Origin of the sequence: Paraburkholderia sp. Ac-20347, assembly GCF_017104805.1 — a bacterium.
Lineage (GTDB): Bacteria > Pseudomonadota > Gammaproteobacteria > Burkholderiales > Burkholderiaceae > Paraburkholderia > Paraburkholderia tropica.
Genome location: NZ_JAAGPN010000112.1, coordinates 1 through 26,409 on the forward strand (window position 1 = coordinate 1; position 26,409 = coordinate 26,409).

Annotated in this window: 24 protein-coding genes and 2 pseudogenes; 11 read left to right on the forward strand and 15 right to left on the reverse strand. The window is 65.9% G+C overall.

Annotated elements, in window-relative coordinates:
• Together G3N97_RS20910 and G3N97_RS20915 are read right to left on the reverse strand one after the other, a co-directional pair.
• A pseudogene (locus G3N97_RS20910) lies at positions 1 to 254 on the reverse strand (hypothetical protein); the annotation flags it as partial.
• 19 nt (positions 255 to 273) lie between these two features.
• On the reverse strand, positions 274 to 663 hold the full coding sequence (locus G3N97_RS20915; RefSeq protein WP_205994908.1) for a hypothetical protein: 390 nt from the start codon (positions 661 to 663) through the stop codon (positions 274 to 276).
• Between the two features lie 646 nt (positions 664 to 1,309).
• Here G3N97_RS20915 and G3N97_RS20920 point away from each other — a divergent pair.
• The 6 genes from G3N97_RS20920 (at position 1,310) to G3N97_RS20945 (ending at position 8,365) form a co-directional block, all read left to right on the forward strand.
• On the forward strand, positions 1,310 to 1,774 hold the full coding sequence (locus G3N97_RS20920) for a DUF2844 domain-containing protein (RefSeq protein ID WP_205994909.1): 465 nt from the start codon (positions 1,310 to 1,312) through the stop codon (positions 1,772 to 1,774).
• Positions 1,775 to 1,787: 13 nt separating this feature from the next.
• The gene (locus tag G3N97_RS20925) at positions 1,788 to 3,341 is read left to right on the forward strand and encodes a DUF3443 family protein (RefSeq protein WP_205994910.1); all 1,554 of its coding nucleotides are present in this window, start codon (positions 1,788 to 1,790) and stop codon (positions 3,339 to 3,341) included.
• A gap of 418 nt (positions 3,342 to 3,759) precedes the next feature.
• A complete protein-coding gene (locus G3N97_RS20930; RefSeq protein WP_205994911.1) occupies positions 3,760 to 5,457 on the forward strand; it encodes a methyl-accepting chemotaxis protein in 1,698 nt (565 codons plus the stop codon).
• Between the two features lie 16 nt (positions 5,458 to 5,473).
• Positions 5,474 to 6,325 (forward strand): protein-glutamate O-methyltransferase CheR, encoded by an 852-nt coding sequence (locus tag G3N97_RS20935; protein WP_205994912.1) that lies wholly within the window; start codon positions 5,474 to 5,476, stop codon positions 6,323 to 6,325.
• On the forward strand, positions 6,312 to 6,809 hold the full coding sequence (locus G3N97_RS20940; RefSeq protein WP_205994913.1) for a chemotaxis protein CheD: 498 nt from the start codon (positions 6,312 to 6,314) through the stop codon (positions 6,807 to 6,809). The genes G3N97_RS20935 and G3N97_RS20940 overlap by 14 nt, the downstream gene beginning before the upstream one ends.
• A 53-nt stretch (positions 6,810 to 6,862) precedes the next feature.
• On the forward strand, positions 6,863 to 8,365 hold the full coding sequence (locus G3N97_RS20945; protein ID WP_205994914.1) for a chemotaxis protein CheW: 1,503 nt from the start codon (positions 6,863 to 6,865) through the stop codon (positions 8,363 to 8,365).
• A 2-nt stretch (positions 8,366 to 8,367) separates the two neighbouring features.
• On the opposite strand, the gene G3N97_RS20950 is transcribed toward G3N97_RS20945, so the two are convergent.
• Both G3N97_RS20950 and G3N97_RS20955 read right to left on the reverse strand, forming a co-directional pair.
• A complete protein-coding gene (locus G3N97_RS20950; RefSeq protein ID WP_205994915.1) occupies positions 8,368 to 9,378 on the reverse strand; it encodes a DUF2891 domain-containing protein in 1,011 nt (336 codons plus the stop codon).
• 52 nt (positions 9,379 to 9,430) lie between these two features.
• Positions 9,431 to 10,153, reverse strand: coding sequence for a TetR/AcrR family transcriptional regulator (locus G3N97_RS20955; RefSeq protein WP_205994916.1), 723 nt, complete (start codon positions 10,151 to 10,153; stop codon positions 9,431 to 9,433).
• A 223-nt stretch (positions 10,154 to 10,376) separates the two neighbouring features.
• Here G3N97_RS20955 and G3N97_RS20960 point away from each other — a divergent pair, with 223 nt between their 5' ends.
• From G3N97_RS20960 to G3N97_RS20975, 4 genes are read left to right on the forward strand one after another with little or no spacing between them, the layout of a single operon-like run.
• Positions 10,377 to 11,558, forward strand: a complete 1,182-nt coding sequence (locus tag G3N97_RS20960; protein ID WP_205994917.1) for an isovaleryl-CoA dehydrogenase — start codon at positions 10,377 to 10,379, stop codon at positions 11,556 to 11,558.
• Between the two features lie 40 nt (positions 11,559 to 11,598).
• Complete coding sequence (locus tag G3N97_RS20965; protein ID WP_205994918.1) at positions 11,599 to 13,206, forward strand: carboxyl transferase domain-containing protein; 1,608 nt, start codon at positions 11,599 to 11,601, stop codon at positions 13,204 to 13,206.
• Between the two features lie 28 nt (positions 13,207 to 13,234).
• Entirely contained in the window at positions 13,235 to 14,020 is a 786-nt protein-coding gene (locus G3N97_RS20970; protein ID WP_205994919.1) for an enoyl-CoA hydratase/isomerase family protein, read from the forward strand.
• A 34-nt stretch (positions 14,021 to 14,054) separates the two neighbouring features.
• Complete coding sequence (locus G3N97_RS20975) at positions 14,055 to 16,064, forward strand: acetyl/propionyl/methylcrotonyl-CoA carboxylase subunit alpha (protein WP_205994920.1); 2,010 nt, start codon at positions 14,055 to 14,057, stop codon at positions 16,062 to 16,064.
• Between the two features lie 81 nt (positions 16,065 to 16,145).
• Here the strand turns inward: G3N97_RS20975 and G3N97_RS20980 are convergent, their stop codons facing one another.
• Positions 16,146 to 16,631 (reverse strand): carboxymuconolactone decarboxylase family protein, encoded by a 486-nt coding sequence (locus G3N97_RS20980; protein WP_205994921.1) that lies wholly within the window; start codon positions 16,629 to 16,631, stop codon positions 16,146 to 16,148.
• Between the two features lie 66 nt (positions 16,632 to 16,697).
• On the opposite strand from G3N97_RS20980, the gene G3N97_RS20985 reads away from it, so the two are divergent.
• Positions 16,698 to 17,213, forward strand: coding sequence for a MarR family transcriptional regulator (locus tag G3N97_RS20985; RefSeq protein WP_205994922.1), 516 nt, complete (start codon positions 16,698 to 16,700; stop codon positions 17,211 to 17,213).
• Positions 17,214 to 17,268: 55 nt separating this feature from the next.
• Here G3N97_RS20985 and G3N97_RS20990 read toward each other — a convergent pair whose 3' ends face one another.
• The 10 genes and pseudogenes from G3N97_RS20990 to G3N97_RS21035 form a co-directional block, all read right to left on the reverse strand.
• Positions 17,269 to 18,063: a CDP-diacylglycerol diphosphatase gene (locus G3N97_RS20990; RefSeq protein ID WP_205994923.1), complete on the reverse strand. Its 795-nt coding sequence runs from the start codon at positions 18,061 to 18,063 to the stop codon at positions 17,269 to 17,271.
• A 267-nt stretch (positions 18,064 to 18,330) separates the two neighbouring features.
• Positions 18,331 to 18,621: a DUF6587 family protein gene (locus G3N97_RS20995; protein WP_065057682.1), complete on the reverse strand. Its 291-nt coding sequence runs from the start codon at positions 18,619 to 18,621 to the stop codon at positions 18,331 to 18,333.
• The gene (locus G3N97_RS21000) at positions 18,618 to 20,480 is read right to left on the reverse strand and encodes a ferrous iron transporter B (RefSeq protein ID WP_205994924.1); all 1,863 of its coding nucleotides are present in this window, start codon (positions 20,478 to 20,480) and stop codon (positions 18,618 to 18,620) included. The genes G3N97_RS20995 and G3N97_RS21000 overlap by 4 nt, the downstream gene beginning before the upstream one ends.
• Positions 20,477 to 20,752: a FeoA family protein gene (locus tag G3N97_RS21005; protein ID WP_065057684.1), complete on the reverse strand. Its 276-nt coding sequence runs from the start codon at positions 20,750 to 20,752 to the stop codon at positions 20,477 to 20,479. Before G3N97_RS21005 ends, G3N97_RS21000 begins: the two co-directional genes overlap by 4 nt.
• Before the next feature lie 268 nt (positions 20,753 to 21,020).
• Positions 21,021 to 22,484 (reverse strand): indoleacetamide hydrolase, encoded by a 1,464-nt coding sequence (iaaH, locus tag G3N97_RS21010; protein WP_205994925.1) that lies wholly within the window; start codon positions 22,482 to 22,484, stop codon positions 21,021 to 21,023.
• Positions 22,485 to 22,570: 86 nt separating this feature from the next.
• The gene (locus tag G3N97_RS21015) at positions 22,571 to 23,491 is read right to left on the reverse strand and encodes a ferritin-like domain-containing protein (protein ID WP_205994926.1); all 921 of its coding nucleotides are present in this window, start codon (positions 23,489 to 23,491) and stop codon (positions 22,571 to 22,573) included.
• A gap of 147 nt (positions 23,492 to 23,638) precedes the next feature.
• Positions 23,639 to 23,866, reverse strand: a complete 228-nt coding sequence (locus G3N97_RS21020) for a transcriptional regulator (RefSeq protein ID WP_205994927.1) — start codon at positions 23,864 to 23,866, stop codon at positions 23,639 to 23,641.
• Positions 23,867 to 24,216: 350 nt separating this feature from the next.
• On the reverse strand, positions 24,217 to 24,903 hold the full coding sequence (locus tag G3N97_RS21025; RefSeq protein WP_065057688.1) for an NAD(P)H-dependent oxidoreductase: 687 nt from the start codon (positions 24,901 to 24,903) through the stop codon (positions 24,217 to 24,219).
• Positions 24,904 to 25,314: 411 nt separating this feature from the next.
• The gene (locus G3N97_RS21030; protein ID WP_205994928.1) at positions 25,315 to 25,773 is read right to left on the reverse strand and encodes a hypothetical protein; all 459 of its coding nucleotides are present in this window, start codon (positions 25,771 to 25,773) and stop codon (positions 25,315 to 25,317) included.
• Between the two features lie 279 nt (positions 25,774 to 26,052).
• A pseudogene (locus G3N97_RS21035) lies at positions 26,053 to 26,409 on the reverse strand (MFS transporter); the annotation flags it as partial.

Genomic DNA, 26,409 nt, shown 5'->3' on the forward strand with positions numbered 1-26,409 from the left:
GCCGCGCCCGCTGCCGCGCCGAGCGCGGTGCCGACCACGGCGCTGCCCACGCCCGCATTCGTTGCGGCCTGGTTGGTGGCGCCGCCGCCGACCTGCTGGAAGGCGAACTGGCGGCAGTTGTAGTCGTCGTTGCGGAACTGGTCGAAGGTCTTGCCGGTGCCGGGCAGCGCCATCACGCTCGGGCCGGTCGGCACCACGGCGCACGCGCTCAGGAGCCCCGCCGCGGCAAGCACCGCGAGATAAGTCGATTTCATGTGCAGCTCGTCTGGTCGGTTAGTTCGAAGGGGCCGCCTGGGCGGGCACCGAGCGCCAGCCCGACGCGCATTGCTTCACGTACGGGTAGTAGGTCTTGGAAGCGTCGCAGTAGTACCAGGTGTCGCTGTTCTGGCTGGCGGCGACGCCGTTCGGGCCGTTGGCGGGCCCTTGCTGGTAGACCGCGTCCGGGTCGCCGGCCTGACCCTGCTCGACGTAGTCGGGCGGCGGCGGGGGCGGCGGGGTGACGATGACGGGCGGCGGCCCCCAGTAGTAGGGCATGGGCGCGACGGGGTAGTAGTACGGCACGCCGCCGCCGATGAACACGCCGACGCGCGCCGCATTCGCCGCGCCGCTCACGCAGGCGATGGCGGCCACGGCTGCCCCGAGAATGAATTTCGACCTTCTCACAACGATCTCCAGTACGGATGGTCCCGGGCCGGTCAGCCCGCGCATGATGAAACGCTATGACAAGGCGGGGTTCAATGCAATTACGCGAGTTGTACTGTTTTTTCGAGTTGTTACAACTCGGTGACGCCGCCTTGCGCGCAAGTCAGGCGCTTGCACCGTTCGGTGCATAAGCTGCGGCTTCGTGGCCGTATCGGCGGTCTTCAGTCGCGTCTTGCGCAGTTCGTGCGCGCTGCATTCTGCGGCCGTAAGCTGGCTGTCGGTAACATTTGGATATTTGGGACAAGGGCCTGTTTGCCGATGTCAGGCCTGAATCTGGCTTTCGGTTTGCATGGAACAAGCCGGATGTCTTGCGGAGTGATCTGAAAATCTCGCCGTTCTGCCTCGTCAAGATGCGCCGCGCAATGTGCGCGCATCGGTCTGAATCCCCGCTCGAATCGATCCTCTGTTTGCTCGCGCCATTGCTTCGCGCTCGCCCGTGTGCTCGGGCGAGCGCGGAATTTGCCGTGGGCGTCGCGCGTCGCCGAGAAAAAGTCGAATAGTCATTTCGATTCGCCGCGCGCGGCACACGCGCATGCGGCACTTAGACTGACCGACCGCCGCGTGATCGGCGCGGTGCCATCCTTACAAATTAATAAGGACTACAAAGATGAGGAAGATTCTGATGGGCGTGGCGGCGTGCGCCGTCGTGAGCGCTGCGCCTGCATGGGCCGGTTTGGGCGGCGCGCCGACGTATCCGTCGGCGCCGCGCACGCCGGGCATCCGCACGATGACGTCGGCCAACGGCGTCGCCGCGTCCTACACGGTGACCACGGCCACGCTCGCCAACGGCACCGTGATTCACGAATATCTCGACGGCGCGGGCACCGTGTTCGCGGTGTCGTGGCGCGGTCCGCGCGTCGGCTCGCTCGACACGCTGCTCGGCCATTACTTTCCGGCCTGGCAAAAAGGTCTCGCCGAAGCGCGCGCGGCGCGCGGCGGCGGTCATGGCCCGGTCTCGATGCACGGCGCCGATCTGGCCGTCGAGTCGGGCGGCCACATGGGCGCGCTGACGGGACGCGCGTGGCTGCCGAAGGCGCTGCCGCAAGGCATGAGCACGGATCAGATTCAGTGAACGGAGCGAGACCATGAACAAGATCATTCTGGCTTCGGCCATCGCGCTGAGCGTGGCGCTTGCGGCCTGCGGCGGCGGTGGGGACGGCGCTGGCGATGGTGCGCCGGGCAACGCGGCGGTGTCCAATGGCGGCGCGCCTTCGAGTGGCGGCGCATCGGGATCGGGTGCGAACCCGGGCGGTTCGGGTTCCGGCAAAGCCACGGACACCGCCGCGAATAACCCGCCGAACACCGGCAGCGCCGGGAGCAACGGCTCGGGTAGCGGCAATGCCGGCTCGGGATCGGGCACGCCTTCGGGCAACTCGGGCGCTGGCGGTTCGTCGTCGGGCGGACAGAGTTCGGGCGGCACCAACTCGTCTGGTACATCGGGCGGCGATATATCGGGCGGCGACACCTCCGGCAGCGGCGCACCGGGCGGCGGCAGCACCGACAGCGGCGCGCCCGACGGCGGCGCAAGCGCCGACATCGGCAACACCGTCGCGGTGCGCGTTTCGTCGGCGAGCCGCGTGCGCAATGTCCCGCTCGTGAGCGTGACCGTCTGCCAGCCCGGCAGCAGCGGCCAGAAGAACTGCGCGACCATCGACAACGTGCTGCTCGACACCGGCTCGTTCGGCCTGCGCCTCTACGCTTCCGCGATCCCGGCGGCCACGCTCGCCGCGCTGCCGATCCAGCGCGACGACGCGAGCGGCACGAACGTCGCCGCGTGCGGCATGTTCGGCTCGGGCTACACGTGGGGCAGCCTGCGTAACGCCGACGTGAAACTCTCGCGCGAAATCGCCGCCTCGGTGCCGATCCAGGTGATCGGCGATCCGGTCATCGTGTCGAGCGCGCCGTCGTCGTGCGTCTATAACGACTCGCTCAACACGACCGACGCGCTCGGCGGCGTGAACGGCATTCTCGGCGTGGGCGTCGCGCGCAACGACTGCGGCGCAGCGTGCGTCAGCTCGGCGCAGGCCGGCTACTACTACGCGGACGCCGCGCCGGCCACGCCCATCGCGATGCCGCTCGCGAACCAGGTGACCAATCCCGTCGCGCTGTTCCCGGTCGACAACAACGGCCTGATCGTCGATATGCCCGCGATCGACGCGACCGGTGCGCTTGCGACGTCCGGCACGGTGACCTTCGGCGTCGGCACCCAGTCGAATAACGCGCTGCCGGGCACGGGTACGACGATCCTCGCGACCGATCGCTGGGGCAATTTCAGCGGCAGCGTCGCGGGCGGCTCAACGGTGCCCGCTTTCATCGATTCGGGTTCGAACACGCTGGGCTTCGAGGACTGGGCGCTGCCGCAGTACCAGGGCTTTTACGCGCCGGTTTCGGCGATCCAGCGCGCGCTCGCGCTCTCCGACTCCACGGGCGCGGCCGCGACGGCCAGCATCGGCATCGGCAATGCGCGCACGTTGCTCGCCACGCGCTACACGGCGTTCAGCACGCTCGGTTCGTTCCTTGGGCAGACGCTCGACCTCGGCATGCCGTTCTTCTACGGCCAGCGTGTCTGGTACGGCATCGAAGGCACGCGCGCGAGCGCGAACGTGACCGGACCTTATGTGAGTTTCGCCGCCCGGTAATGCCTGCTGAAGTAAATCGCATAAAAAGCGCGCTTATTCGAGCGCGCTTTTTTTATTCAAACTACGCTTACAGGTTGTCATTAACAACATAAAAAGTATTTGCAAAGCATGATTCGTTTCGATGATTAATCGCACATCATGCAAACATCAATTAGCTAGTCGTAAGGCAGCAATAATTTCCGAATCGCGCCCTAAAAAATTCACGAAGACAAACGTTTGCCCTGGCGAAAACCCTTAGTCAAGGGCTTCAGATCGAGCGCCGTTATAGCGCAAGTAGGCCGGACCGTTTCAAATCGGTCCTTTTTGCATGACCTTAAATGCACTGGCGTTTTAAAACGTCGACAAAAATCACTGAGAGAAAGCTTGCGATTTGCATGCAGCTGGCAAATTGCGCGCCATGACCACGAGGGAAATAACGATGGAACATTCGACGCCCGAGCGTCAGCTCGAACTCATCGAGCTGAGCGCGGTCACCGCTGCGCTCAACCGCGTGCAGGCCGTGATCGAATTCGATCTGCAAGGCATCATCCTGCACGCCAACGAGAACTTTCTCGCCACCGTTGGCTATACGCTCGATGAAGTGCGCGGCAAGCATCATCGAATGTTCTGCGAGCCCGAGTACGCGCGTAGCGAACCGTATCGACTCTTCTGGGAACGGCTGGGCCGCGGCGAATTCGATCGCGGCGAATATCGGCGTCTTGGCCGCGACGGCCGCGAAATCTGGATCAATGCGTCGTATAACCCGGTGTTCGGTGAAGACGGCCGTCCCTATAAGGTCATCAAATTCGCCACTGACATTACGGCGATCAAGCAGCAGCACGCAGAATACGAAGGCCGTCAGCGCGCCATCGACAAGGCACAGGCCGTGATCGAATTCGATACGCAAGGCATCGTGCTGCAGGCGAACCAGAATTTTCTCGACACGCTCGGTTATCGGCTCGAGGAAATTCAGGGCAAGCATCACCGTATGTTCTGCGAAGAACCGTATGCGTGCAGCGCGGAATATATCGAATTCTGGGCCAAGCTCAATCGCGGTGAATTCGACGCGGGGCGTTACAAGCGCATCGGCAAAGGCGGCCGCGTGGTGTGGATTCAGGCCACGTACAACCCGATCTTCGACGTCAATGGCCGTCTCTACAAGGTCATCAAATTCGCCAATGACGTCAGCGCACAAGTCGAACTCGAAGAGAGCGTGAAGCGTCGCGCCGAAAGCGATCAGCGCAAGGTGGAAACGCTGCTCAAGGTGGTGCGCAACGCAGCGGCGGGCGACCTCACGGGCAAGGTGGAGGTGAACGGCGACGACCCCATCGACCAGCTCGCGGCCGGCATCAAGAGCATGATGAGCGATCTCTCGGGCGTGATCGGCAAGGTGGTGGAATCGGCGGGCACGTTCAAGGATTCGTCGCAGGACATCGCGGCGCGCGCGGACACCGTCGCGGGTGGCGCGCAACTGCTCGGCGCGACGGTCGAAGAAATGAACGCGTCGATCGAGGAACTGACCGCATCGATCAACTCGATCGCCGACAACTCGCGCGGCGCGGACCAGCTCGCCAAGGACACGCAGCAGGAAGCCGAGCGCGGCGCGAAGGCGGTGGGCCGCTCGATCGAATCGATGGAACTCATCAACCGCTCGTCGGAGGATATCGGCGAGATCATCAAGGTGATCGGCGAAATCGCGAGCCAGACCAATCTGCTCGCCTTCAATGCGGCGATCGAGGCCGCGCGCGCGGGCGAGCACGGGCTGGGCTTCTCGGTGGTCGCCGACGAAGTGCGCAAGCTCGCGGAGCGTTCGTCGCAAGCCACCAAGGAAATCTCCAAGCTCATCAACGAGTCGGTCAAGCGCGTCGCGCAAGGCAGCGAAATCTCGAAGCAGGCGGGCGAGGCGTTCGAGCGCATTCTTTCGGGCGTGAGCCGCACGACGCAGGCCATTTCCGAAATCTCCTGCGGTGCGGACGAGCAATTGATCGCCGCACGCGAAGTGGCCGCCGCGATCCAGCAGGTCGCGGAAGAGACCGAGAAGTCGGCGGGCGCGTGCGACACTATCGCGCGTGCGGCGGCATCGCTCAAGGGCGGCGCCGAAGGACTCGACACGACGGTCGCACGCTTCGTCGTCTGACGATCAGGAGAGAGCAGTGGACATCGATAAGGATGCCGAAGCATCGGTGCAGCGCGCGTTGTTCGAGCAGGTGAAGCGGCACACCGGCATCGCCATGAGCGAGCGCAAATGGACCATGCTCAAGGGCCGTTTGCGCCGCCGCGTGATGGCGCTGGGATTGCCCGATTATCGCGACTATCTTCAGGTGCTCGACACCAGCGTGGAGGAAGTGCGCGACTTCATCGATCTCGTGACGACGAACGAAACCTCGTTCTTTCGCACGCCGCGTATCTGGGAGTATCTGTCCGAGGCGTTCCTGCCGTACTGGCATTCGCAGGAGACGGGCGCGCCGTTGCGCGTGTGGTCGGCGGCGGCGTCGAGCGGCGAGGAAGCGTGGTCGACGGCCATGCTCTGCGAGGAGTTTCGCGCGCGTCAGCCGTCGTTTCGCTATGCGATCGTCGGCACCGATATTTCGGATGGCATTCTCGCCACCGCGCGCGCGGGCCGTTATCAGGGGCGCAGTCTCGAAGGCTTGCGCCTGCATCATCCCGCGCTCGCGCAGAAGTATCTGCGCAGCGACGGTGAATGTGCGAGCGTGACCGACGCGCTGCGCGCGAACGTGACGTTCCGGCAGCACAATCTCTATGGATTGCCGCGCGATCTCGGTCTGTTCGATCTGGTCCTGCTGCGCAACGTGCTGATCTATTTCGATCAGGACGGTCAGCAGGCGGTGCTCGCCAATGTGCGCCGCGCGATGCGGCCCGACGCCGTGCTGATCGTCGGCGAGTCGGAATCGTTGAGCCGCATGGCGACCGATTTCACCTTCGAGCAGCCGCTCATTTATCGCAACGGAAGACACAACGAGGAACGCGACCATGAGCACGCGTGACGTGCAGGTGCGGATGTGCGAGATCGCGGTAGGCAGTGCCGACGACGCGAAAATCCTTCGCGCGACGCTGGGCTCGTGCGTGGGCATCGGCCTGCTGTGGCGCGCTCGCGGGACTTACGGGCTGGCGCATTGCCTGCTGCCGCAACCAGTGGGTAGTGCGCGTGCGCCAGGCGTCGCGCAAACGGGTAATGGCGCGAAATACGTGGTCGAGGCGCTGCCCGCACTGATCTCGATGATGGGCGCCGACGCGGCGCCGGACGGTGAAATCGAAGCGGTGCTCGCGGGCGGCGCGAACATGATGCATCACCGCACGACGATCCACGAGCCGATTGGCGACCTGAACGTGCGCATGGCGCAGCAACTGCTGGCCGGCGCGCGCGTGCGCGTGGTGCACGTCGACGTGGGCGGCGAGTGCGGACGTCAACTCACCATCGATTGCGGACAGCATCACTACGCCGTGCGCCATTTCGCACGACCGTCGTGAGCGCGATGTGCGCTTGATCAATTCGTTCGGATAACGAATCAAGGAGCTTCGCGATGAATCATCGTGCGCTGGCCGCGGGCGGCAAGCTGGAGCTGTATGGATCGTTTCACCTCGCGGGCACGGAGCTCGCGTTGCCGGTGTCGGCGCTTCAGGAAGTGGTCAATCATCCCGAGATGCTCACGCCGGTGCCGCTTGCGCCGTCGTATCTGCTCGGTCTGTTCAATCTGCGCGGCACGCTGATTCCCGTGGTGGATTTGCGCCAGTTGCTCAATCTGCGCGACGAAGGCGTCGCGGGGGCGCGCAAGATTGCGATTGTCGAGGCGGCGGCGGGGCGTGTCGGCCTGCAATTCGACGCGACGGGCGAGATCCTGCGCGTGCCGAAGGATCAGGTCATCGAGATCGGGATGGCCGAGGGCAGCGCGCCGTCGGCGATCGGCTCGGTGCTCAAGCTCGACGGCGGCGAGCGCATTTTGCAGGTGCTGTCCGCCGATGCGCTGCTGCGTCTGCGCGACGTTCCGCATCTGGCCGAACCGGCCGCGCGCGCGACGGAGCGGCGGGCGCAGCAGGGGCAACGACGCCAGAACGTTTCGTTCAAGGTAGGCGGCACCGCGCTTGCGCTGCCGATGGGCGCGATCCAGGAAATCATTCGTGTGCCGGCGCTCCAGCATTCGCCGCTCGCCGACGACGTCTGCATCGGCATGCTCAATCTGCGCGGCGCGACCGTGCCCGTGCTCGATTTCGGCAACTTCCTCGGCTTCGCGCGCGCGCCGGGAGGCACGACGTCGGCCGACGAACGGCGCATCGTCGTGCTGCATCGCGACGATCTGTATTTCGGCTTGCTCGTCGACGAAGTGGCGAGCATCGTCGCTTATCGCGAGGACGAACTGCTGCCGATGCCGAGCTACGGCGCAGCGCATCGCTCGCTGTTCTCGGGCTATCTCGCGGCGGAGGGCGTCGCGGATGCCAGCGGCGTGTTGCTCGTGAACGCCGATGCGCTCTACGCGCATGCGCGCGTCGCGTCGCTCGCGGCGGGCCATCGCGATCTCTACCGCAAGGTGACGGAAGCGGCCGGCGTCGCGCAGAAACGCGGCACGGGCACGCGTCAGACGCTCGTGACGTTCCGTATCGGCCAGTTGCTCGGCGTGCGCATTACGGAGCTGCGCGAGGTGATCGACTATCGACACGACACGGTCAAGACGCCGGGCCTGCCCGCGTTCGTGCGCGGCGTGCTGAATCTGCGCGGCGTGCTGGTGACGGTGATCGACGTGCGCGCGATGTATGCGATGCCGCCGTACGAGGACCTGACGCGCGCGAAGATCCTGATCGTCGAGCATCACGGCGAGAAGTATGGGCTGCTCGTCGATTCCGTCGAGGACATCATCACGCTCAAGAGCTGCGCGCAACTCGCGATGCCGGCCATGATCACGCGCGCAGCGGGCGCGAACGTGCGCAGCGATATGCGCGAGGCGGTCGAACTACCGGGGCAGGGCACGCTGATGCTGCTCGATCCCGCTTCGCTGTGCGAGCGCGTGGCGCAAGAAGCTGCAATGGTGTGAGTTCAGGCCTCGAGCGCGAGCGTGGCGAAGGTGGCGAGCCAGTGCTCGCCCATGTAGTCGCCCGCGACGTGCTCGAGCGCGGCGTCCAGATGCGTTTGTGCCGCTTCCTGCAGCGCTTGCGCGCGCGGATCGTTCGCAGGCAAGGCGCGCGCGAGCGTGCGCTGGCACCACGCGCGGCTCAGGTTCAGGCCGTCGAGATGCGCGATCTTGCCGTCGGTGCGGTCGCTGACCGTGGCGGGAATGAACAGCGTGGCCGGTTCGCGTCGCGCCAGCGCGGGCAGAAATCGCGTGAACCACGCTGCGAATGCATCGGCGGGCAACACGCGGCTCATCAGCACGGCTTCCATCAATGACGGCGATAGAAACTCGTCGCCCGACGGCTCCCATGCCTGGCAATCCGAATCATTTTCATGCCATCGTATGGCGGTCTCTTCGATCAACTTCGCCAGTGCGTTTCGCTGCGTTTGCCGTGCGAAGTCGTGCGCCAGCGTGAGCGCAAACGCTGTGTTGAAATGCGTGCCCACGCGCAGCGGATAAGTCGATTTCGGCAGAAATTCTTCGAAGCGCTCGACGAACGCTTCCGTGAGCGGCGCAAGCGTGCGCGACCAGCGCGCGGCCTCCGGCGTCGTCATCGCATGGAGTTGTCCTGCGAGCGCGAGCAGCCACGCCCAGCCATACGGACGCTCGAATCCGCGGTTATGCGGCAGGTCGAGATAGGCGCGCTCGCCCGCCATGTTGTCGTCGGTGAAATGCGCGTCGATCACGGCGACGATGCGCGGCGCTTCCGGCAGATCGGGAAAGCGCGCGAGCAGGCGCGCGACGAGCCAGTAGCCGTGCACGCAGGAATGCCAGTCGTAGCTGCCGTAAAACACCGGATGCAGCGCGCGCGGCGTCTGCACGTCCTGCGGACCCGCGAGTGCATGCGTGAGCTTGTTCGGATATTCGCGCGTGAGGTGAGCGAGCGCGAGCGAGGCGAAGTGCGAGGCGTGTGCAGCGCAAAGCGTGGCGTTCATGGCAGCCGTGGACGATATCGCGAGAGCGTCAGCTTAGCGCGATTCGCCGCGTTCATCGTGGCGCGCGTTCGCGTTCGAGCCGCCGCATCGCTTCGCCGACGTCCTGACTGAATTGCGCGAGCGCCGCCAGTTCGATGTTGGGCGGTTGCAGCGCGCTCCACAGCACGCTGGCGAGTTGCGTGGCGGTGGCCTCGATATCGGTGCGCCGATTGGCGAGCGTCGCGTCCCAGAGCACGTGTTCCATCGGCCCGAACACCAGCGAGCGCAGCAGGCGCAAGGGCATGTCGCTGCGAATCTGGCCGCTTTCCTGACCGCGCGCGAGCACGCGCATGAGCGGCGCGGTATAGCGGCGCTGCATTTCCACGAGCGCCTCGCTCAGATCGTGATGACGCGTACGCCCTTCGGACAGCACGAGTTCGCAAATGCCGGTGCCGCTTTCGAGCATCAGTTGCAGATGCATGCGCACGATGAACGCGAACTGCTGATGTACGGTGCCGTCGCGGGGCAGTCCGGCTTCGATGGCTTCGATCGATTCGTCGTACCAGTCGCCGATCACGCGCGCGCACAGTTCGCGCTTGCCGCGGAAATAGCTGAACACCGTCGCTTCCGATATGCCCAGGCGTTGCGCGATCTCGGCCGTGGTGGCGCGCGCGTAGCCTTTCTCGGAGAACACCGCGCGCCCGGCTTCGAGGATCTCCTTGACGCGCTGCTGGGACTTGCGTCCAGCCGGTTGGCGGCGGGAGGCGGGCAGGACGGGATGGGCGGTTTCAGACATTCTGAGTAAGCTTCACTTCTATGCGGATTTGCAGCCGATTATGCACGAATCCTTTGGCGATTCAATGGGTTTTTATATGGCTAAGGTGCTCAAGTTAAGAAATCTGAGTGATACTCAAAATCACCTATTGACGTTAACGTAAATGTGGCGTGAAATGGGTGACGAAGAGGACAGCATGCGCCCTGCGCGGCCAGGCCCGCGCCCGCACTCAGGAGACAGACAGATGAGCAACGTACCCGGTTTGCAGTTCCCGCTCGGCGAAGAAGTCGAAATGCTGCGCGACAGCATCGCCAACTTCGCGGCGAAGGAGATCGCCCCGCGCGCGGGCGAGATCGATCGCACCGATCAGTTCCCGATGGACCTGTGGCGCAAGTTCGGCGACCTGGGCGTGCTCGGCATGACGGTCGCGGAGGAGTACGGCGGCGCGAACATGGGCTACACCGCGCACATGGTGGCGATGGAAGAGATTTCGCGCGCGTCGGCGTCGGTCGGTCTGTCGTATGGCGCGCATTCGAATCTGTGCGTGAACCAGATCCACCGCAACGGCACCGAAGCGCAAAAGCGCAAATATCTGCCGAAGCTCGTTTCCGGCGAACACGTAGGCGCGCTCGCAATGAGCGAGCCAAACGCGGGTTCGGACGTGGTCAGCATGAAGCTGCGCGCCGACAAGCGCGGTGATCGATACGTCCTCAACGGTACGAAAATGTGGATCACCAACGGGCCGGATTGCGACACGCTCGTGGTCTACGCGAAGACCGATCCGCAGGCGGGCGCGAAGGGCATCACGGCGTTCATCGTCGAAAAAGGCATGAAGGGTTTTTCGGTTGCGCAGAAGCTCGACAAGCTCGGCATGCGCGGCTCGCACACGGGCGAACTCGTGTTTCAGGACGTGGAAGTGCCGGAAGAAAACGTGCTCGGCCAGCTCAACGGCGGCGTGAAGGTGCTGATGAGCGGGCTCGATTACGAGCGCGCCGTACTTGCGGGCGGACCCACCGGCATCATGGCCGCCGTGATGGATTCGGTCGTGCCGTACATTCACGAGCGCAAGCAGTTCGGTCAGGCCATCGGCGAATTCCAGCTCATTCAGGGCAAGGTCGCCGACCTCTACACGACGTATCAGGCGTGCCGCGCGTATCTCTACGCCGTGGGCCGCCAACTCGACACGATCGGCAAGGAACACGTGCGCCAGGTGCGCAAGGATTGCGCGGGCGTGATCCTCTATACCGCCGAAAAGGCCACGTGGATGGCGGGCGAAGCCATTCAGATTCTCGGCGGCAACGGCTATATCAACGAGTATCCGGTCGGACGTCTCTGGCGCGACGCGAAGCTCTACGAAATCGGCGCGGGCACGAGCGAGATTCGCCGCATGTTGATCGGCCGCGAGCTGTTCGCGGAAACCATGTAATCCTAACTATTGACAAGACAGGTAAGGACAGGACGCCGCGATGCCGATCATCGAATCGAAGCTCAATCCACGCTCGGACGAATTCAAGGCCAACGCCGCGGCGCTCGATGCGCTGGTCGCCGATCTGCGCGAAAAGATCCAGAAGCTCTCGCTGGGCGGCGGCGCGGCGGCGCGCGACAAACACGTGTCGCGCGGCAAACTGCTGCCGCGCGAGCGCATCGCGCAACTGCTCGATCCGGGCACGCCGTTTCTCGAACTCTCGCAACTCGCCGCCTACGGCATGTATAACGACGACGCGCCGGGCGCGGGCGTCATCACGGGCATTGGCCGCATCGCGGGCCAGGAGTGCGTGATCGTCTGCAACGACGCAACGGTGAAGGGCGGCACGTACTATCCGGTCACGGTCAAGAAGCACGTGCGCGCGCAGGAAATCGCGCAGGAAAACCGCTTGCCGTGCGTCTATCTCGTCGATTCCGGCGGCGCGAATCTGCCGAATCAGGACGAGGTGTTTCCCGATCGCGATCACTTCGGCCGCATCTTCTACAACCAGGCGAATCTGTCCGCGCAGGGCATTCCGCAGATTGCTGTGGTGATGGGCTCGTGCACGGCAGGCGGCGCGTATGTGCCGGCCATGAGCGACGAGTCGATCATCGTGAAGAATCAAGGCACGATTTTTCTCGGCGGCCCGCCGCTCGTGAAGGCCGCGACGGGCGAGGAAGTGAGTGCGGAAGATCTCGGCGGCGGCGACGTGCATACGCGCCTGTCCGGCGTGGTCGATCATCTCGCGCAGAACGACGCGCATGCGCTCGCCATCGCGCGCTCGATCGTCGGCAATCTGAATCGCGTGAAGACGCCTTCGCTCGCGCTGAAGGAGCCGCTGCCGCCGCGTTACGACGCACAGAGCGTGTACGGCGTGATTCCCGTCGATACGCGCAAGCCCTTCGACGTGCGTGAAGTGATCGCGCGCATCGTCGACGACTCGGCTTTCGACGAATTCAAGGCGCGTTACGGCACCACGCTCGTCACGGGCTTCGCGCATATCTGGGGGCATCCGGTCGGCATCGTCGCGAACAACGGCATTCTGTTTTCGGAGTCGGCGCTCAAGGGCACGCACTTCATCGAGCTGTGCTGCCAGCGCAAGATTCCGCTCGTGTTCCTGCAGAACATCACGGGCTTCATGGTGGGACGAAAGTACGAGAACGAAGGCATCGCGCGCAACGGCGCGAAGATGGTGACGGCGGTGGCCACGGCGAAGGTGCCGAAGTTCACGGTGATCATCGGCGGCTCGTTTGGCGCGGGTAATTACGGCATGTGCGGGCGCGCGTATTCGCCGCGTTTCCTGTGGATGTGGCCCAACGCGCGCATTTCGGTGATGGGCGGCGAGCAGGCGGCGTCGGTGCTGGCGACGGTGCGTCGTGACGGTATCGAAGCGAAAGGCGGTGCGTGGAGCGCGGAGGAAGAAGAGGCGTTCAAGCAGCCGATTCGCGATCAGTACGAACGCCAGGGGCATCCGTATTACGCGAGCGCGCGTCTGTGGGACGACGGCGTGATCGATCCCGCGCAAACGCGCGACGTGCTCGGACTCGGGCTTTCCGCCGCGATGAATGCGCCCATCGAAGAGACGCGCTTCGGCGTGTTCCGTATGTGAGCGGCGCCACGGAGACGAAGCTATGACGATGCAATACGAAACACTGCTGGTCGAGATCGCGAACCACGTCGCGACCGTCACGCTGAATCGGCCCGACGTACGCAACGCGTTCAACGAAACCATGATCGCCGAAGTGAGCGCCGCATTCACGGCGCTCGGCGCGCGCGACGACGTGCGTGCGATCGTGCTCGCGGGCAACGGCAAGGCCTTCTGCGCGGGCGCGGACCTGAACTGGATGCGCAAGATGGCGGGCTATTCCGATGCGGAAAATCGCGCCGATGCGATGGGTCTCGCGCAGATGCTCGCGGCCGTGTATCGCTGCCCGAAGCCGGTCATCGCGCGCGTGCAGGGCGACGCCTACGCGGGCGGTATGGGCCTCGTCTGCACGGCCGATATCGTGGTGGCGGCGGACACGGTCAACTTCTGCCTGTCCGAAGCGCGGCTCGGTCTGATGCCCGCGACCATCGCGCCATATGTGATTCGCGCGCTGGGCGAGCAGGCATCGCGCCGCTACTTCGTCACGGCCGAGGCCTTCGATTGTGCGACCGCGCTGCGCCTCGGGCTCGTGAGCGAAGCGGTGAGCGCCGCCGATCTCGACGCCACCGTGCAACGCATCGCGCAGACGCTCTGCGCCAACAGCCCGAACGCGGTGCGCGAGTGCAAGCAGCTCGTGCAGGACGTCGCGAGCGAGCCGATCGACGACGCGCTGATTGCCGACACGGCCGAGCGCATCGCCCGCATCCGCGCGAGCGACGAGGGCCGCGACGGCGTGTCGTCGTTCCTCGAAAAGCGCACGCCGCGCTGGCGCGCCTGATCGCCTTGCAAGCCCAGATATCGCGAGACCATTCATGTTCAACAAGATCCTGATCGCCAACCGGGGCGAGATTGCCTGCCGCGTCGCGGCCACCTGCCGCCGTCTCGGCGTGAAGAGCGTGGCCGTCTATTCGGATGCGGACGCGAACGCGAAGCACGTGGCCGCCTGCGACGAAGCCGTGCATATCGGCGAGGCGAGCGCGGCGCAAAGCTATCTGCGTATCGAGCGCATCATTGCGGCCGCGAAAGCGACCGGCGCGCAGGCGATTCATCCGGGATACGGTTTTCTTTCGGAGAACGAAGACTTTGGCCGCGCCTGCGAGGAAGCGGGCATCGTTTTCATCGGACCGCCGGTGGCCGCGATTGCCGCGATGGGCTCGAAAGCCGCGGCGAAAGCGCTGATGCATGCGGCGGCGGTGCCGCTCGTGCCCGGTTATCACGGCGACGATCAGGACGCCGCGCTGCTCCAGCGCGAAGCCGACGCGATGGGGTATCCCGTGCTGCTCAAGGCGAGCGCGGGCGGCGGCGGCAAGGGCATGCGCGTGGTCGAGCGCAGCGAGGACTTCGCGGCGGCGCTGGCGTCATGCAAGCGCGAGGCCGCGAGCAGTTTCGGCAACGATCGCGTGCTGATCGAAAAGTATTTGCAGCGTCCGCGTCATGTGGAGGTGCAGGTGTTCGCCGACTCGCACGGCGGCGCGGTGTATCTGTTCGACCGCGATTGCTCGGTGCAGCGCCGCCACCAGAAGGTGCTTGAAGAAGCGCCCGCACCGGGTCTCGCCGACGACGTGCGCCGCGCGATGGGCGAAGCGGCCGTGGCCGCCGCACGCGCGGTCGATTACGTGGGCGCGGGCACCGTCGAATTCATCATGACGGGCGCGAACTTCTACTTCATGGAGATGAACACGCGCTTGCAGGTCGAGCATCCGGTGACGGAAATGATCACGGGTCTCGATCTCGTCGAATGGCAGTTGCGCGTTGCGGCGGGCGAGCCGCTGCCGCTCGCGCAGTCGCAACTCGCGGTGACGGGCCACGCGCTCGAAGCGCGTATTTACGCGGAGAATCCGGCGCGCGGTTTTCTGCCGTCCACGGGCACGCTCAAGCATCTGCGCATGCCCGCAGGCGTGGAATTCCGGCTCGGCGATGCGGGCCGGCGCGCGAGCGTGCGCATCGACAGCGGCGTGCGCGAGGGCGACACCATCACGCCGTTCTACGATCCGATGATCGCGAAGCTTATCGTGCATGGCGCCACGCGCGCCGACGCGCTCGCCCGCATGCAGCGCGCGCTCGAAGAATGCGAGGTGGTGGGGCCGAGCACGAACGTCGAGTTTCTGCATCGGCTCGTCACGTGCGAACCGTTCACGAACGCCGACCTCGACACGGGGCTGATCGAGCGTCATCACGACGCGTTGTTTGCGCCGCTCGACAGACCGCTGCGCGAAGCGCTCGCGCTGGCGAGCGCGGCGCTGATCGGGCGTGAGGGCGGCGGCGTGAACACGGCGTCGCCGTGGCAGACGCTTGCGCATTGGCGGCTCAACAGCGGCTTCACGCAGACCTTCAAGTGGCGCGACATCGAACGCGATGCGCCGATCGAAGTCGCGTTCGCACACGACGGCGGCGTGCAGACGCTGGCCTGCGCCGCAAGCGACGAGCGCTTCACGTGGTGGCGCGGCGCGAGTGCGAATGAATACGGCGTGACGATCGGCGATACGCGCGTGACGGGTCGCGTGTTTATCGACGGCGACATGTTTCATGTGTTCTGTCTGGGCGCGGCGCTGTCGTTCGAATGGCAGAACCTGCTCGCGCATGCGGCGGATGCCGAGCACGGCGAAGGGTGTCTCACCGCGCCGATGCCGGGCAAGGTCATCGCCGTGCTGGTCGAGCCGGGCGCGGTGGTCGAGAAGGGCGCGCCGCTCATCGTCATGGAGGCGATGAAGATGGAGCACACCATCGGCGCACCCGCTGCGGGCAAGGTGACCGAGGTGCTCTACGGCGTCGGCGATCAGGTCGCCGACGGCGCGCAACTGCTGATGCTCGAAACCGAATGACGCAAGGCCTGGTTTGACGCGTGAGAGCGTGTGACCCTGGGGCGTTTCGCGAAAGCGGAACGCCTTCTTTTTTGCCTTGTTTCAGGCAGCATTCGTCGGCACCGGCGGCGCGAATCGCAGCGCCACCGCAATGCGATTCCAGGCGTTGATGTTCGCGATGGCCGAAGTCAGAAACGCCATCTGCATGCCGGGGAACTGCTGCGCCACTTCCGCGTAGAGCGCGTCGCTCACGCCTTCGTGCAGATGCGAAACCAGCGCTTCCGTATAGGCGAGCGCCGCGCGCTCGCGCGCCGTGTAATGCTCGGGCGCTTCATGCCAGGCCGCGAGCAGATCGAGCTTCGTGCGCGTGAGCGGCTCGCCGGGCAGCGCGCGCGCGATGTTGAGGTGATACTGAATGCAGAACGCGCAGCCGTTGATTTGCGAGGCGCGAATCTTCAGCAATTCGGTGAGCGGCTTTTCGAGGCCGGAGGCGTCGACGGCCTTGCTCATCGTCACGAGCCCGGCCACCACGGACTGGGCTTCGTGGGCGAACGTTTCATAGCTGATGCGGGTGGACGTGCTGGACATGACTGGACCTCGCGCAGGTTGGCGGTTAATATCAGAGCACGAACATCATATTCGAACTCTGACATCATGCGCAAGACGACGAAGCAACCGGTAAAAATCGGGACCGAAGGCGAGGCATCCGGCAAACCCGAGATTCCCGCGCCCGGCGAAGGCAAACGCGGCGAGGCCGGCTATCTGGGCTATCTGCTGCGTCAGGCCGGCGCGGCGCACCGTTTGCGCATGGAGCGCGCGCTGGCCGATCTCGGCATCACGCCGCCGCAATTCGTGGTGTTGACGATGCTCGTGGCTTATCCGGGCATTTCCGGCGCGGATCTCGCGCGCCTCGCGGCGCTCACGCCGCAGACCGTGAGTGTGATCGTCGGCAATCTGGAGCGCGATGGCGCGATCGAGCGGCGTCCGCATCCGGTGCACGGGCGCATTCAGCAGATCGGCGTGACCGATGCGGGACTCGCGTTGCTCAAGCAGTGCCGCGCGCGCGTGAAGAAGCTCGAAACGCAGATGATCGAGGGCTTCTCAGCGGACGAGGAGCAGGTGATTCGCCGCTGGCTCGCGAGCCTCGCGCGCGAGGGCGAGGCTGGCTGATTATGTGCTGAATATGTGCTGATTACAGGCGTTATCTTGAACTTTTTTGCAGCCGTTACTGCGGACGCGCGATGGCGCACGCGTGATCGAGGAGACCTTCGGCGCTGCCCGAGCCGCCGTCCACATCGAGTCCGCTGTTGACGATGAGCCAGCCGTCGCGCGCCGTATCCGCACCCGCGCCCGTCACGAGAATCGTCTGCGCGCTCATGCTCTGCTTCGCGTCGAGATCGCGCTCGACCACGCGGAACGGATTGCTGCGATCGGCGAGACTCGTCACGCGCGTGATGCGATAGCGCTTGCCGTCGAGCGTCGCCCAGCGCCACGCGCCGGGTGCGTCGTGGCGATAAGGCGCGAGCGCGTCGGCGATATCGGCGCGCATGCAATCGACGTGGATGTGCAGCTGATTCTGCGAGCGCCGTTCCGAGGCGTTGATTTCGAGGCCGAGCTGCGTCGGCGCGAGCGTCGTCTTCAGCTTCGCGTTGACGTAGCGCGTCGCGTCCCAGGCGCCCACCCAGTATTCCGGCGAGCCGCCGTAGAGAATCTCCGGGCTCTCGATGCCCGAGACGCGGTCGGTCGGAATCAGCAGATATTGCGCGCGGCCGTTGATGTCCTTGAGCACGGCGTAGCGCTTCTGGAAGTCGACCGTCGTGCACGGCCCCGGCTCGCCCTTGTCGCGTGCGTTGGGCACGCATTGTTCGCCGACCACTTTCCAGAGTCCGTTCGGGTCGAAAGTGGACAGCCGCACGCAGCCCGTGACGGCGAACGCGGCGATCAGCGCAATGGAGAACGCGGCGGACAGCGCCGCGATGCGCGAGCGGCGAAGAAAAGCGAGAGCGGGAACGTGAGGCATCGGCGCGGAAGGGCGTGGTGGATCGATTCGAGTTCGATCGTGGACGGGCCGCGCGACTGGCTGCGTCGATTTTGCTTCGCTGCGCGCGGGCTGGCCTTGCTGCGGGGAGTGTAGCGGAAGCGTGTGTCGGGCGTGTGTGCGGATGCGGGTGTCGATTTAATCGCGCTCGCGAAACAGCCCATAAAAACACGGCATAAAACACAGCGGCCCGCCGAATCACTCCGGCGGGCCGCTATTTCATCGACATTCACCGTGCTTGTGCACCGCTCACTTACGCGGCGGATGAAACGTCACAGTCTGTTCCGCAGGCGCGTCGGACGGCCCGCAGGTGCCACAGGTGCCGCAGCCGTCGCCGCAATCGCCCGTTGCGCCTTTCGGCTGGATCCAGCGTCCCACGCGTTGCGCGAAGGCGCCGCGTTGCGGACGCAGCAGCGGCGCGGCCGCGCCCGCCTGCACGCGTGAAGCGGTTTTCGGCGCGAGCTTGCGCAGCGCCTGCCAGAGGCTCGCTGCAACGAGCAGGGCGATCACGGCGTATTGGATCAGCAGATTCGCGCTCACAGGAAATACCTCGCAACTTGATACGTGACGAACGACGCGGCGTACGCGACCACGAACATGTAGCCGAACGACACCACCACGGCGCGCCACGAACGCGTCTCGCGGCGGATCACGGCGAGCGTCGACATGCATTGCGGCGCGAAGGCGAACCACACCATCAGCGACAGCGCGCTCGCCACCGAGAAGTTCTGCGCGAGCGTGTGGCCGAGCGCGGCGACGTCGCTGTCGCCGCCCGCCACGGCATAGACCGTCGCGAGCGCGGCCACGGCGGTTTCGCGCGCGGCGAACGCGGGAATCAGCGCGAGGCTCATCTGCCAGTTGAAACCGAGCGGCGCGAACGGCCATTGCAGCGCGCGGCCGAGATAGCCCGCGATCGTGTAGTCGATGGCGGGACCGGTCGCGCCCGCGGGCGGCGAGGGGAACGTGGAGACGAACCACATGATCACGGTCAGCGCGAGAATGATGCCGGTCAGGCGCTTCAGGAAGATCGTGCAGCGTTCCCACAGGCCGATCGCCACGTCGCGCGCGCGCGGAATGCGATACGACGGCAGTTCCATCAGCAGCGCGTGTTCGGTGCGGTCGCGGCGCAGATGCTTCATCACCCAGCCCACCGCCATCGCGCCCACGATGCCCGCCACGTAGAGCGCGAACAGCACGAGCCCCTGCAGGTTGAACAGGCCGAACACCATGCGGTGCGGAATGAACGCGCTGATCAGCAGCGCGTAGACGGGCAGACGCGCGGAACAGGTCATGAGCGGCGCGACGAGAATGGTCGCGAGCCGGTCGCGCGGATCGGAGATGCTGCGCGTGCCCATCACGCCCGGAATCGCGCACGCGAAACTCGAGAGCAGCGGAATGAACGAGCGCCCCGTGAGACCGACCGACACCATCATGCGGTCGAGCAGGAAGGCTGCGCGCGGCAGATAACCCGACTCCTCCAGCACGAGGATGAAGAAGAACAGCACGAGAATTTCGGGCAGAAAGCCGAGCACGGTGCCGAGGCCGGTGAGCAGACCGTCGGTGAGCAGACTGCGCAGCGGGCCGTCGGGCAGCCACGCGCCCGCGATGCCGCCGAGCCAGTCGAAGCCGTTGCCGATCGAATCGGTCAGCGGCTTGCCGAGCCCATAGACCGCCTGGAACACGAGGAACATCACCACCGCGAGAATCAGCGGGCCGAACAGCGGATGCAGCGCGACGCTGTCGATGGCGTCGTCGCGTGCGTCGGTGGCGCGCGGCATCGTCACGGCGTCGGCGAGAATGCGGCGCACGGCGGCGTGCAGATCGGCGTCCTGCGCGATGTCGGCGGTCGCCGCTTGCGACGGCGCGGCGTCGTCCGCGTTCACGCGTTCGAGCAAATCGACGAGCGATTGCGCGCCGTTGCGCTGCACGGCCACCGTTTCGACCACCGGCATGCCGAGCGCCTGCGAGAGCTTCGCCGCGTCCACGACGATGCCGCGTCGCTTCGCGGCATCCATCATGTTGAGCGCCAGCACGACCGGGCGGCCCATGCGCTTCACTTCGAGCACGAAACGCAGATGCAGACGCAGATTGGTGGCGTCGGCCACGCAGACGACCAGTTGCGGAATCGCCTCGCCCGGATAGCGGCCCATCAGCACGTCGTGCGTGACGCGCTCGTCGGGGCTCGCGGAGTCGAAGCTGTACGCGCCGGGCAGGTCGAGCAGTTGCACCTTGCGGCCCGACGGCGTGACGAAGCGGCCTTCCTTGCGCTCGACCGTCACGCCCGCGTAGTTCGCGACTTTCTGGCGCGCGCCGGTGAGCAGATTGAACAGCGCGGTCTTGCCGCAATTCGGGTTGCCGACGAGCGCAATGCGCAGCGGCGTGGCGTTCGTCGTGCTCATGCAGCGGCTCCGGCTTGGGTGTCGGTGGCGTCGATCGCTTCGATCTGGATGGTCACGCGTTCGGCTTCGGCGCGGCGCAGCGCGAAACGCGTCGAGCCGATCTGCACGAGCAGCGGGTCGGCGCTCCAGGGCGCGCGTGCGACCACGCGCACGGGCTCGCCAGGAACGAAGCCCAGGTCGCGCAGACGTTGGGCGATGGGGTCCGGCGCGGAGGCGTCTTCTACGCGCGCGACAAAGGCGCTTGCGCCTTTTGAAAGGTCGGTCAGACGCATGGGGAAGCTTTCTGTATTGAAATGAGAACTGTTCTCATTGTAGCGGTGATGCGCCTTGCGTGCGGCAGTGCGCGTCAGATTGCGGCGTTGCAATGTGAGCGGGAGACGCTGTGCAGGGGTTTAGCCGAGGTCTGGCCGATCTGGTGCGCCAATTTGTCGCACCAATAGTCGGCGCAGGCCGCGCCGACGCCTCTTACGACTGACGGCGCGCAGCCGAAAAGGCGTAAGCGTAGCGGAAGTTGAGCGAAAGAAAACCGGACCGTCGTGCTCAGATGGCGGGCGCGGGCAGGCTGCCCAGAATCCGCTCGAAGGCGAGACCGATGGCAAGCAGGCGGCGGTCGCTGCCTGCCGGTCCGTCGAGTTCGAGTCCGACCGGCAGCGGCCCGTTATCGCCTTCGACGAGACCCGACGGCAGCGCGAGCCCCGGAATGCCCGCGTTGCTCGCGGGATCGGTGTTGCGCAGATAGGCCTCCATCTCGTCGATGGGCGGCCCGCCGTCGATCGACACGCGCGACGAGCCGTTCACTTCGTCGAGCGGCACGGCGGCGAGGCGCGTGGTCGGGAACAGCAGCGCGTCGAGTCCGTTCGCGGAAAAGGTCTGCGCGTAGAGCTGCTGCAGGCGCGGACGCCACACGGTCATCGCGGTCTGATAGTCGCTGCCGCGCGCGTCGGCGAGGATCGCGTCGTAGGCCTCGCGGACGTCGGGGCTGGCGATGCGCGCCGCCACATCGGCCACGCTGCGCGCCGGCGCGTGATTGGCCGCGAGCCACGCCTGCAGATCGTCGATGGGTTCGTGCAGCGCGATCGCGAGGCTCACGCGGTCGTTGAGCGCGAAGATGTCGCCCATGTCGATCGGCACGAGCGTCACGCCCGCCGCCGCGAGTTTCGCGAGCGCCGCGCGCGAGACTGCTTCGGTGGCCGCTTCGAGGCCTTCCCAGAACGGTGCGGGCAGGCCGATGCGCAGATTCGCGACGGCCGCTTCCGCGAGCGGGCCGAGTCCGGTGATCACGCCGTCGAGCAGCGCGACGTCGGCGACCGTGCGCGCCATCGGGCCCACGGTGTCGCGCGTATGGCTGATCGGCACGACGGCTTGCGGATCGTGATAACGGCGCTGCGTGCCGCCGTCGCCCACGCTCGGACGCAGCCCGACGATGCCGCAGAGTGCGGCCGGAATGCGCGTGGAACCGCCGGTATCGGTGCCGAGTCCCGCGGGCACGATGCGCGCCGCGATGGCGGCGGACGTGCCGCCCGACGAGCCGCCGGGAATTCGTTCGGGATCCCAGGGGTTGCGCACCGGGCCCGCGTGCGGCGCGAGATTCGTGCTGGTGATGCCGAACGCCAGTTCGTGCATGTTGGCCTTGCCGAGCACGATGGCGCCCGCATCGACGAGACGCTGCACCGACGGCGCGTGGCGCGCGGGCACGAACCCTTCGAGCGCGGGCGTGCCCGCCGAGGTTTGCAGTCCGCGCGTGTTGATGTTGTCCTTCACGACAATAGGCAGGCCCGCGAGCGGCAGATGCGCGCGTTCCGTGGCGCCGAGCGTGTCGATGCGCTGCGCCGCCGCGAGCGCGCCTTCCACGTCGAGCGTGGTCAGCGCGTTGAGATTTTGGAGCGCCTGTGCGCGCGCGATCAGCGTGGCGACGTAATCGGCGGCTTTGAGCCGGCCCGCGCGGATCGCGTCGACGGCTTGCGTCGCGGTCAATTCGAGCTGCTGGTCGACAGTCCAGGTCATGCAGTCTCCTCCTTGTGCGGCGCGGTGGGCGCGCGCAATCATGCGCAATCGCGCAAAACCGTGCGCGCCGGTGCCGGCGTCTTCGGCTAGCGCTTCATGAAGCGCAGCGCGAGCCGCGCGAGCGCGGGCACGAGCGTCGGACGCAACAGGCGCGGATCGTAGCCGCTCATGCGGTCGGTGTCTTCCTTCAGGCACAGCTCGATCATCTCGCGCGGCTTGAGCGCGTCGCCGAGCACCTCGCGGTTCGCGGGCAGGAAGTTCGAGTCGTGCGCTACGCCGTCGGCGTCGATGCCGCGCGCGATCGCCACGCGGTCCCATATCAGTTTGATCCAGATTGCGCCGACGCGCAGCGAGTGCCACGGGCGGCGCCACCACGGCATGGTCTTGCGATACCACGCGACCCAGTTGACGAAAAACAGGATGTGGCGCGCTTCTTCCTGGATCACCGGCTCGAAGGTCTCGACCAGTTCCGCCGGAAAGAAGCCCGAACGCTGCGCCGAGCGGAACAGGCCGAACGCGAAGAAGCTGTCGATGCACTCGCTGTAGCCCGTGAACATCCACGCCCATTCGGCGTCTTTCGGCGGCGCGTAATGCGGTTCGGGCGCGAGTTCGATGCCGTAGGCCTGCACCAGATGCGAGAGCACGACCTTGTGGCGCGCTTCCTCGTCGCCGTCCATTTCGATGGCTTCGCGCAGCAGCGGTTCGGTCACGGTCGCGGCGTAGGTTTTCACGCGGATCGACGCGCGGCCTTCGGTCTGCACGGCGATGTCCCAGATCGGCAGCGACGTCAGGCGGCGCAGCGCATCGGCTTCGAGCTTCGGCCAGTCGAGCACGGCGGGACGGTACGGATCATGGGTGTCGAGCAACATCCGGCAGAACATCTTGCGATGTTCGTCCGATCCGATTTTGATGGGCCCTGGCGTGTCGTGAGTCCAGTGACGCAGCGCGGCGTCCTGGTCGGTGAGGCGAGCGTCGCCTACCTCTGGATGCGTCAGGGTTTCGGACATGGATACAGTAAAAATGACAGTGATATGACTCCTATTCTGTCACATTCGTAAGAAATCCTGCCTTGACGCGCGCAGGGCGAAGGCGCCTGGCGATGACCGCGGAGGGCCGCTTCATTCGTGCTTCAATCAAGCTTCATTCGGGCCGGATCACGCGCAACGGCGTTGCTCGTCGATCCACATGCGCGCCCATCGGCACGCGTAGGCGAGCGCGTGGCGCTCCTCGAAAAAGTAATCGAGCGCGTCGAACGAGCGGTGCGCGTGCGGGCGCGTGCTCGGCAGCGTGCCGATCGTCAGATTGGCGGCGTACAGGCCGTTCGGAAGCCGCTGCGCACTGGGCGCGACTTCGTAGCCTTTGTAGCGAAGGGTTGCGTGCATGGCCACTGAATCCTGTCGATGCTTGCGTAAACAGGCCCAAGCGTAGTGACACCCCTGCGCGGGCGGAACCAATCATTCGTCGCAAGCAAATCACGTCCGGCCTGCAACGATCAGCAGCGGGAACTGCATGAGGATTCGCGCAGGGCGGGTTCGCGTATGCGGCTTCAATGTGCGGTCGCCACAATGCGCCGTCTGTGGGATGACCGACGCAATGCGCGTGCATACGTGCGCTGGCGCGCACAGCGCGCGGCGAGTCCGGCGGGGGAGATTGGAGCGGGGAGCGTCCGCGCGCGGCACGGACGCTTCAGACAGACAGCGGAGCGTGGTCAGACGCTCAGCCGATCAGCCGTTCAGACGGCGACGCTCAGGCGGTCTTCGTTGCGTGCGGGCTGGGCCGACGAACTCGATCCACCGGCGGCGGCGAGCGCCGCACCGGTCTGCGACGCCGTGTGGCGCGAATTGAACGCGAGCGCGAATTGCGCGGCCTGCTGGCCGACCGTCGAGAGCTGATCGACGACCTTCGGATCCGAGCATTCGTGCGCGCTTTCGAAGCGCGTTTCGAGCGTGTTGATGCCCGCGCCGAACGGCGTCGGCCAGCCGCGCAGCGCGTGCACGATCGAGCGCAGCGAGGTCAGCACGGAGCCGGCGGCCTGCCAGCCGTAGGCGGTCACGATGCAGCCGACCGCGCGGCCATCGAGATACGGACGCGCGTCGCCGCGCAGTTCTTCGAGCGTATCGAGCGCGTTCTTCACGAGGCCGGACACGCCGCCGTGATAGCCGGGCGTCGCGATGATCACGGCGTCGGCGGCGCGCACGGCTTCGATCAGCTGGAGCTGGGCGTCGGTGCGCGTCGGGCTTTCGGGCGCGTAGTGCGGCAGGCTGTGCAGGAAGGTGCCGTCGAACAGCTGAGTGCGTGCGCCGGCGGCTTCCGCGCCGCGCAGCGCGAAGGCCAGCGCGCGCTCGGTCGACGACGCGGCGCGCGTCGTGCCGCCAATGCCGACCACGAGCGGACGGTGTCTGGAATCGGAAGTGCTCAAGGGGTGCTCCTCGAAATGGCGATGGGCGGGCGTGCGAAGCATGACGGCGCGCGGCAACGCGGGTCATTCGCCGGGTGCCTGATGCCCGATGCTGGGGCGGCTTAAATCAGGCCGGAACAGTCATCTTAGTGAGCGCGCCGCGCGGCGCGAAACGACTTTTTGTTCTAACCATATGCCGTTGCGGCGGGTTCGCACCTGCGGTACGCGCGCGATATCCATATGCGAAAGCATTGGTTGGGGCGCGAGCGGGTCATCGGTACGATGAAACCGTCTCCTCCATGAGCAACTCCTTGACATGGGATTCGGCCCCGCACCGCAAGGTGGCGGGGCCGCTTTTTTTGCGTCCGGGAGTTGAGAAGGCGCGCAGACGATGTCGCCGGCGCGCTTGACTTCGAGTGGCTTCGTGTGACTTTACTGCGGCGCGCGCGAAGCGGCGGACGGCGTCGCGGCCTGCATCGACGGACGCGCGACCTGCACCGTAGGCAACGCCATCAGCGGACTTTGCGCGCGACGCGCGGACACCGCGTAGCCGACTTGCAGCACATTGCCGTCGGGACCGATCTGGGGCGGAATCGCGGGCAGCGTGCCCGGTTCCGGCTTCGTGAGCATGGGCGTGGAGCCCGGCAGCACCGGCACGGTGGGCGCGGAAGCGCGCAGCGCCGGTTCGGCGACCTTGCGGGTGCCGAGGCGGTCGTTATTGGCGAGCTTGTGCTTCGCGCCGTGATGCCCGTGCCCTTTCTTGTCGGTCGTCGCGGGATGCGCGCCGGGCGTGCGGGCCTCGGGCGGATTCCAGATCTCGATGTAGTGTTCCCCAGCGAGCGCGGTGGATGCGAGGGCGCACAGCAAGCTCCCCGTCAAGATGAATCGCACGTCGTGATCTCCGTTTTGATGAACTGCCCCGCCGACCGCACCGGCCCGCAAAGCGCGGGCTGGCGGGCACGCCCGAAGGCGGCGGTGCCCGGTACGGCAACCGGGCGGCACGGATGGCCGGCTGCACGCACTGTACATTCGTACAGCGGTGAATGCAAACGTTTGAGGGAAAAGCGCGCCTCGCTGTTGCGCGGATACGCCGTGCGCGCGGGCTCGGCGGCGCACGGTTTTTTTTTCGCGATTTTTTGTGCGTTTGCGCCGCCGGGTCAGGCTGGTAGATCAGGCCGCGTCGAGCGCGCCCGGCCCGTGGATGCCGAGCCAGCGCCCATAACTGCGCGGCGAGAACGCGAGCGTGAGCACGATCATCGCGGTGATGGAGACGGCGAGCATGATCCACGCGGCCGTGAAGCTGCCGGTCAGGTCGCGCACGCGCCCGGCCACGAGCGGCGCGAGTGCGGCGATCACGAAGCCGAGCCCCTGCACGAACGCGACGAGGCGGGCCGCGATGCGGTGATCGCCCGAATGATCGAGCGCGGTGACGAGCGTGACCGAGAACGTGCCGCCGAGGCCCGCGCCCGCCGCCGCGACCCACAGCAGCGGCGCGGCCTCGGGCCAGGCCGCGAGACCGACCACGCC

Excerpts from the sequence above, each read along its gene's own strand:
- G3N97_RS21015 (WP_205994926.1), bottom strand. The coding sequence starts at position 23,491 with ATGTCCGAAACCCTGACGCATCCAGAGGTAGGCGACGCTCGCCTCACC.
- G3N97_RS20950 (WP_205994915.1), bottom strand. The coding sequence starts at position 9,378 with ATGAACGCCACGCTTTGCGCTGCACACGCCTCGCACTTCGCCTCGCTC.
- G3N97_RS20965 (WP_205994918.1), top strand. The coding sequence starts at position 11,599 with ATGCCGATCATCGAATCGAAGCTCAATCCACGCTCGGACGAATTCAAG.
- G3N97_RS20980 (WP_205994921.1), bottom strand. The coding sequence starts at position 16,631 with ATGTCCAGCACGTCCACCCGCATCAGCTATGAAACGTTCGCCCACGAA.
- G3N97_RS20920 (WP_205994909.1), top strand. The coding sequence starts at position 1,310 with ATGAGGAAGATTCTGATGGGCGTGGCGGCGTGCGCCGTCGTGAGCGCT.
- G3N97_RS20990 (WP_205994923.1), bottom strand. The coding sequence starts at position 18,063 with ATGCCTCACGTTCCCGCTCTCGCTTTTCTTCGCCGCTCGCGCATCGCG.
- G3N97_RS20930 (WP_205994911.1), top strand. The coding sequence starts at position 3,760 with ATGGAACATTCGACGCCCGAGCGTCAGCTCGAACTCATCGAGCTGAGC.
- G3N97_RS21020 (WP_205994927.1), bottom strand. The coding sequence starts at position 23,866 with ATGCACGCAACCCTTCGCTACAAAGGCTACGAAGTCGCGCCCAGTGCG.
- G3N97_RS20955 (WP_205994916.1), bottom strand. The coding sequence starts at position 10,153 with ATGTCTGAAACCGCCCATCCCGTCCTGCCCGCCTCCCGCCGCCAACCG.
- G3N97_RS20960 (WP_205994917.1), top strand. The coding sequence starts at position 10,377 with ATGAGCAACGTACCCGGTTTGCAGTTCCCGCTCGGCGAAGAAGTCGAA.
- iaaH (WP_205994925.1), bottom strand. The coding sequence starts at position 22,484 with ATGACCTGGACTGTCGACCAGCAGCTCGAATTGACCGCGACGCAAGCC.
- G3N97_RS20940 (WP_205994913.1), top strand. The coding sequence starts at position 6,312 with ATGAGCACGCGTGACGTGCAGGTGCGGATGTGCGAGATCGCGGTAGGC.
- G3N97_RS20970 (WP_205994919.1), top strand. The coding sequence starts at position 13,235 with ATGCAATACGAAACACTGCTGGTCGAGATCGCGAACCACGTCGCGACC.
- G3N97_RS20925 (WP_205994910.1), top strand. The coding sequence starts at position 1,788 with ATGAACAAGATCATTCTGGCTTCGGCCATCGCGCTGAGCGTGGCGCTT.
- G3N97_RS21000 (WP_205994924.1), bottom strand. The coding sequence starts at position 20,480 with ATGAGCACGACGAACGCCACGCCGCTGCGCATTGCGCTCGTCGGCAAC.
- G3N97_RS21005 (WP_065057684.1), bottom strand. The coding sequence starts at position 20,752 with ATGCGTCTGACCGACCTTTCAAAAGGCGCAAGCGCCTTTGTCGCGCGC.
- G3N97_RS20985 (WP_205994922.1), top strand. The coding sequence starts at position 16,698 with ATGCGCAAGACGACGAAGCAACCGGTAAAAATCGGGACCGAAGGCGAG.
- G3N97_RS20945 (WP_205994914.1), top strand. The coding sequence starts at position 6,863 with ATGAATCATCGTGCGCTGGCCGCGGGCGGCAAGCTGGAGCTGTATGGA.
- G3N97_RS20975 (WP_205994920.1), top strand. The coding sequence starts at position 14,055 with ATGTTCAACAAGATCCTGATCGCCAACCGGGGCGAGATTGCCTGCCGC.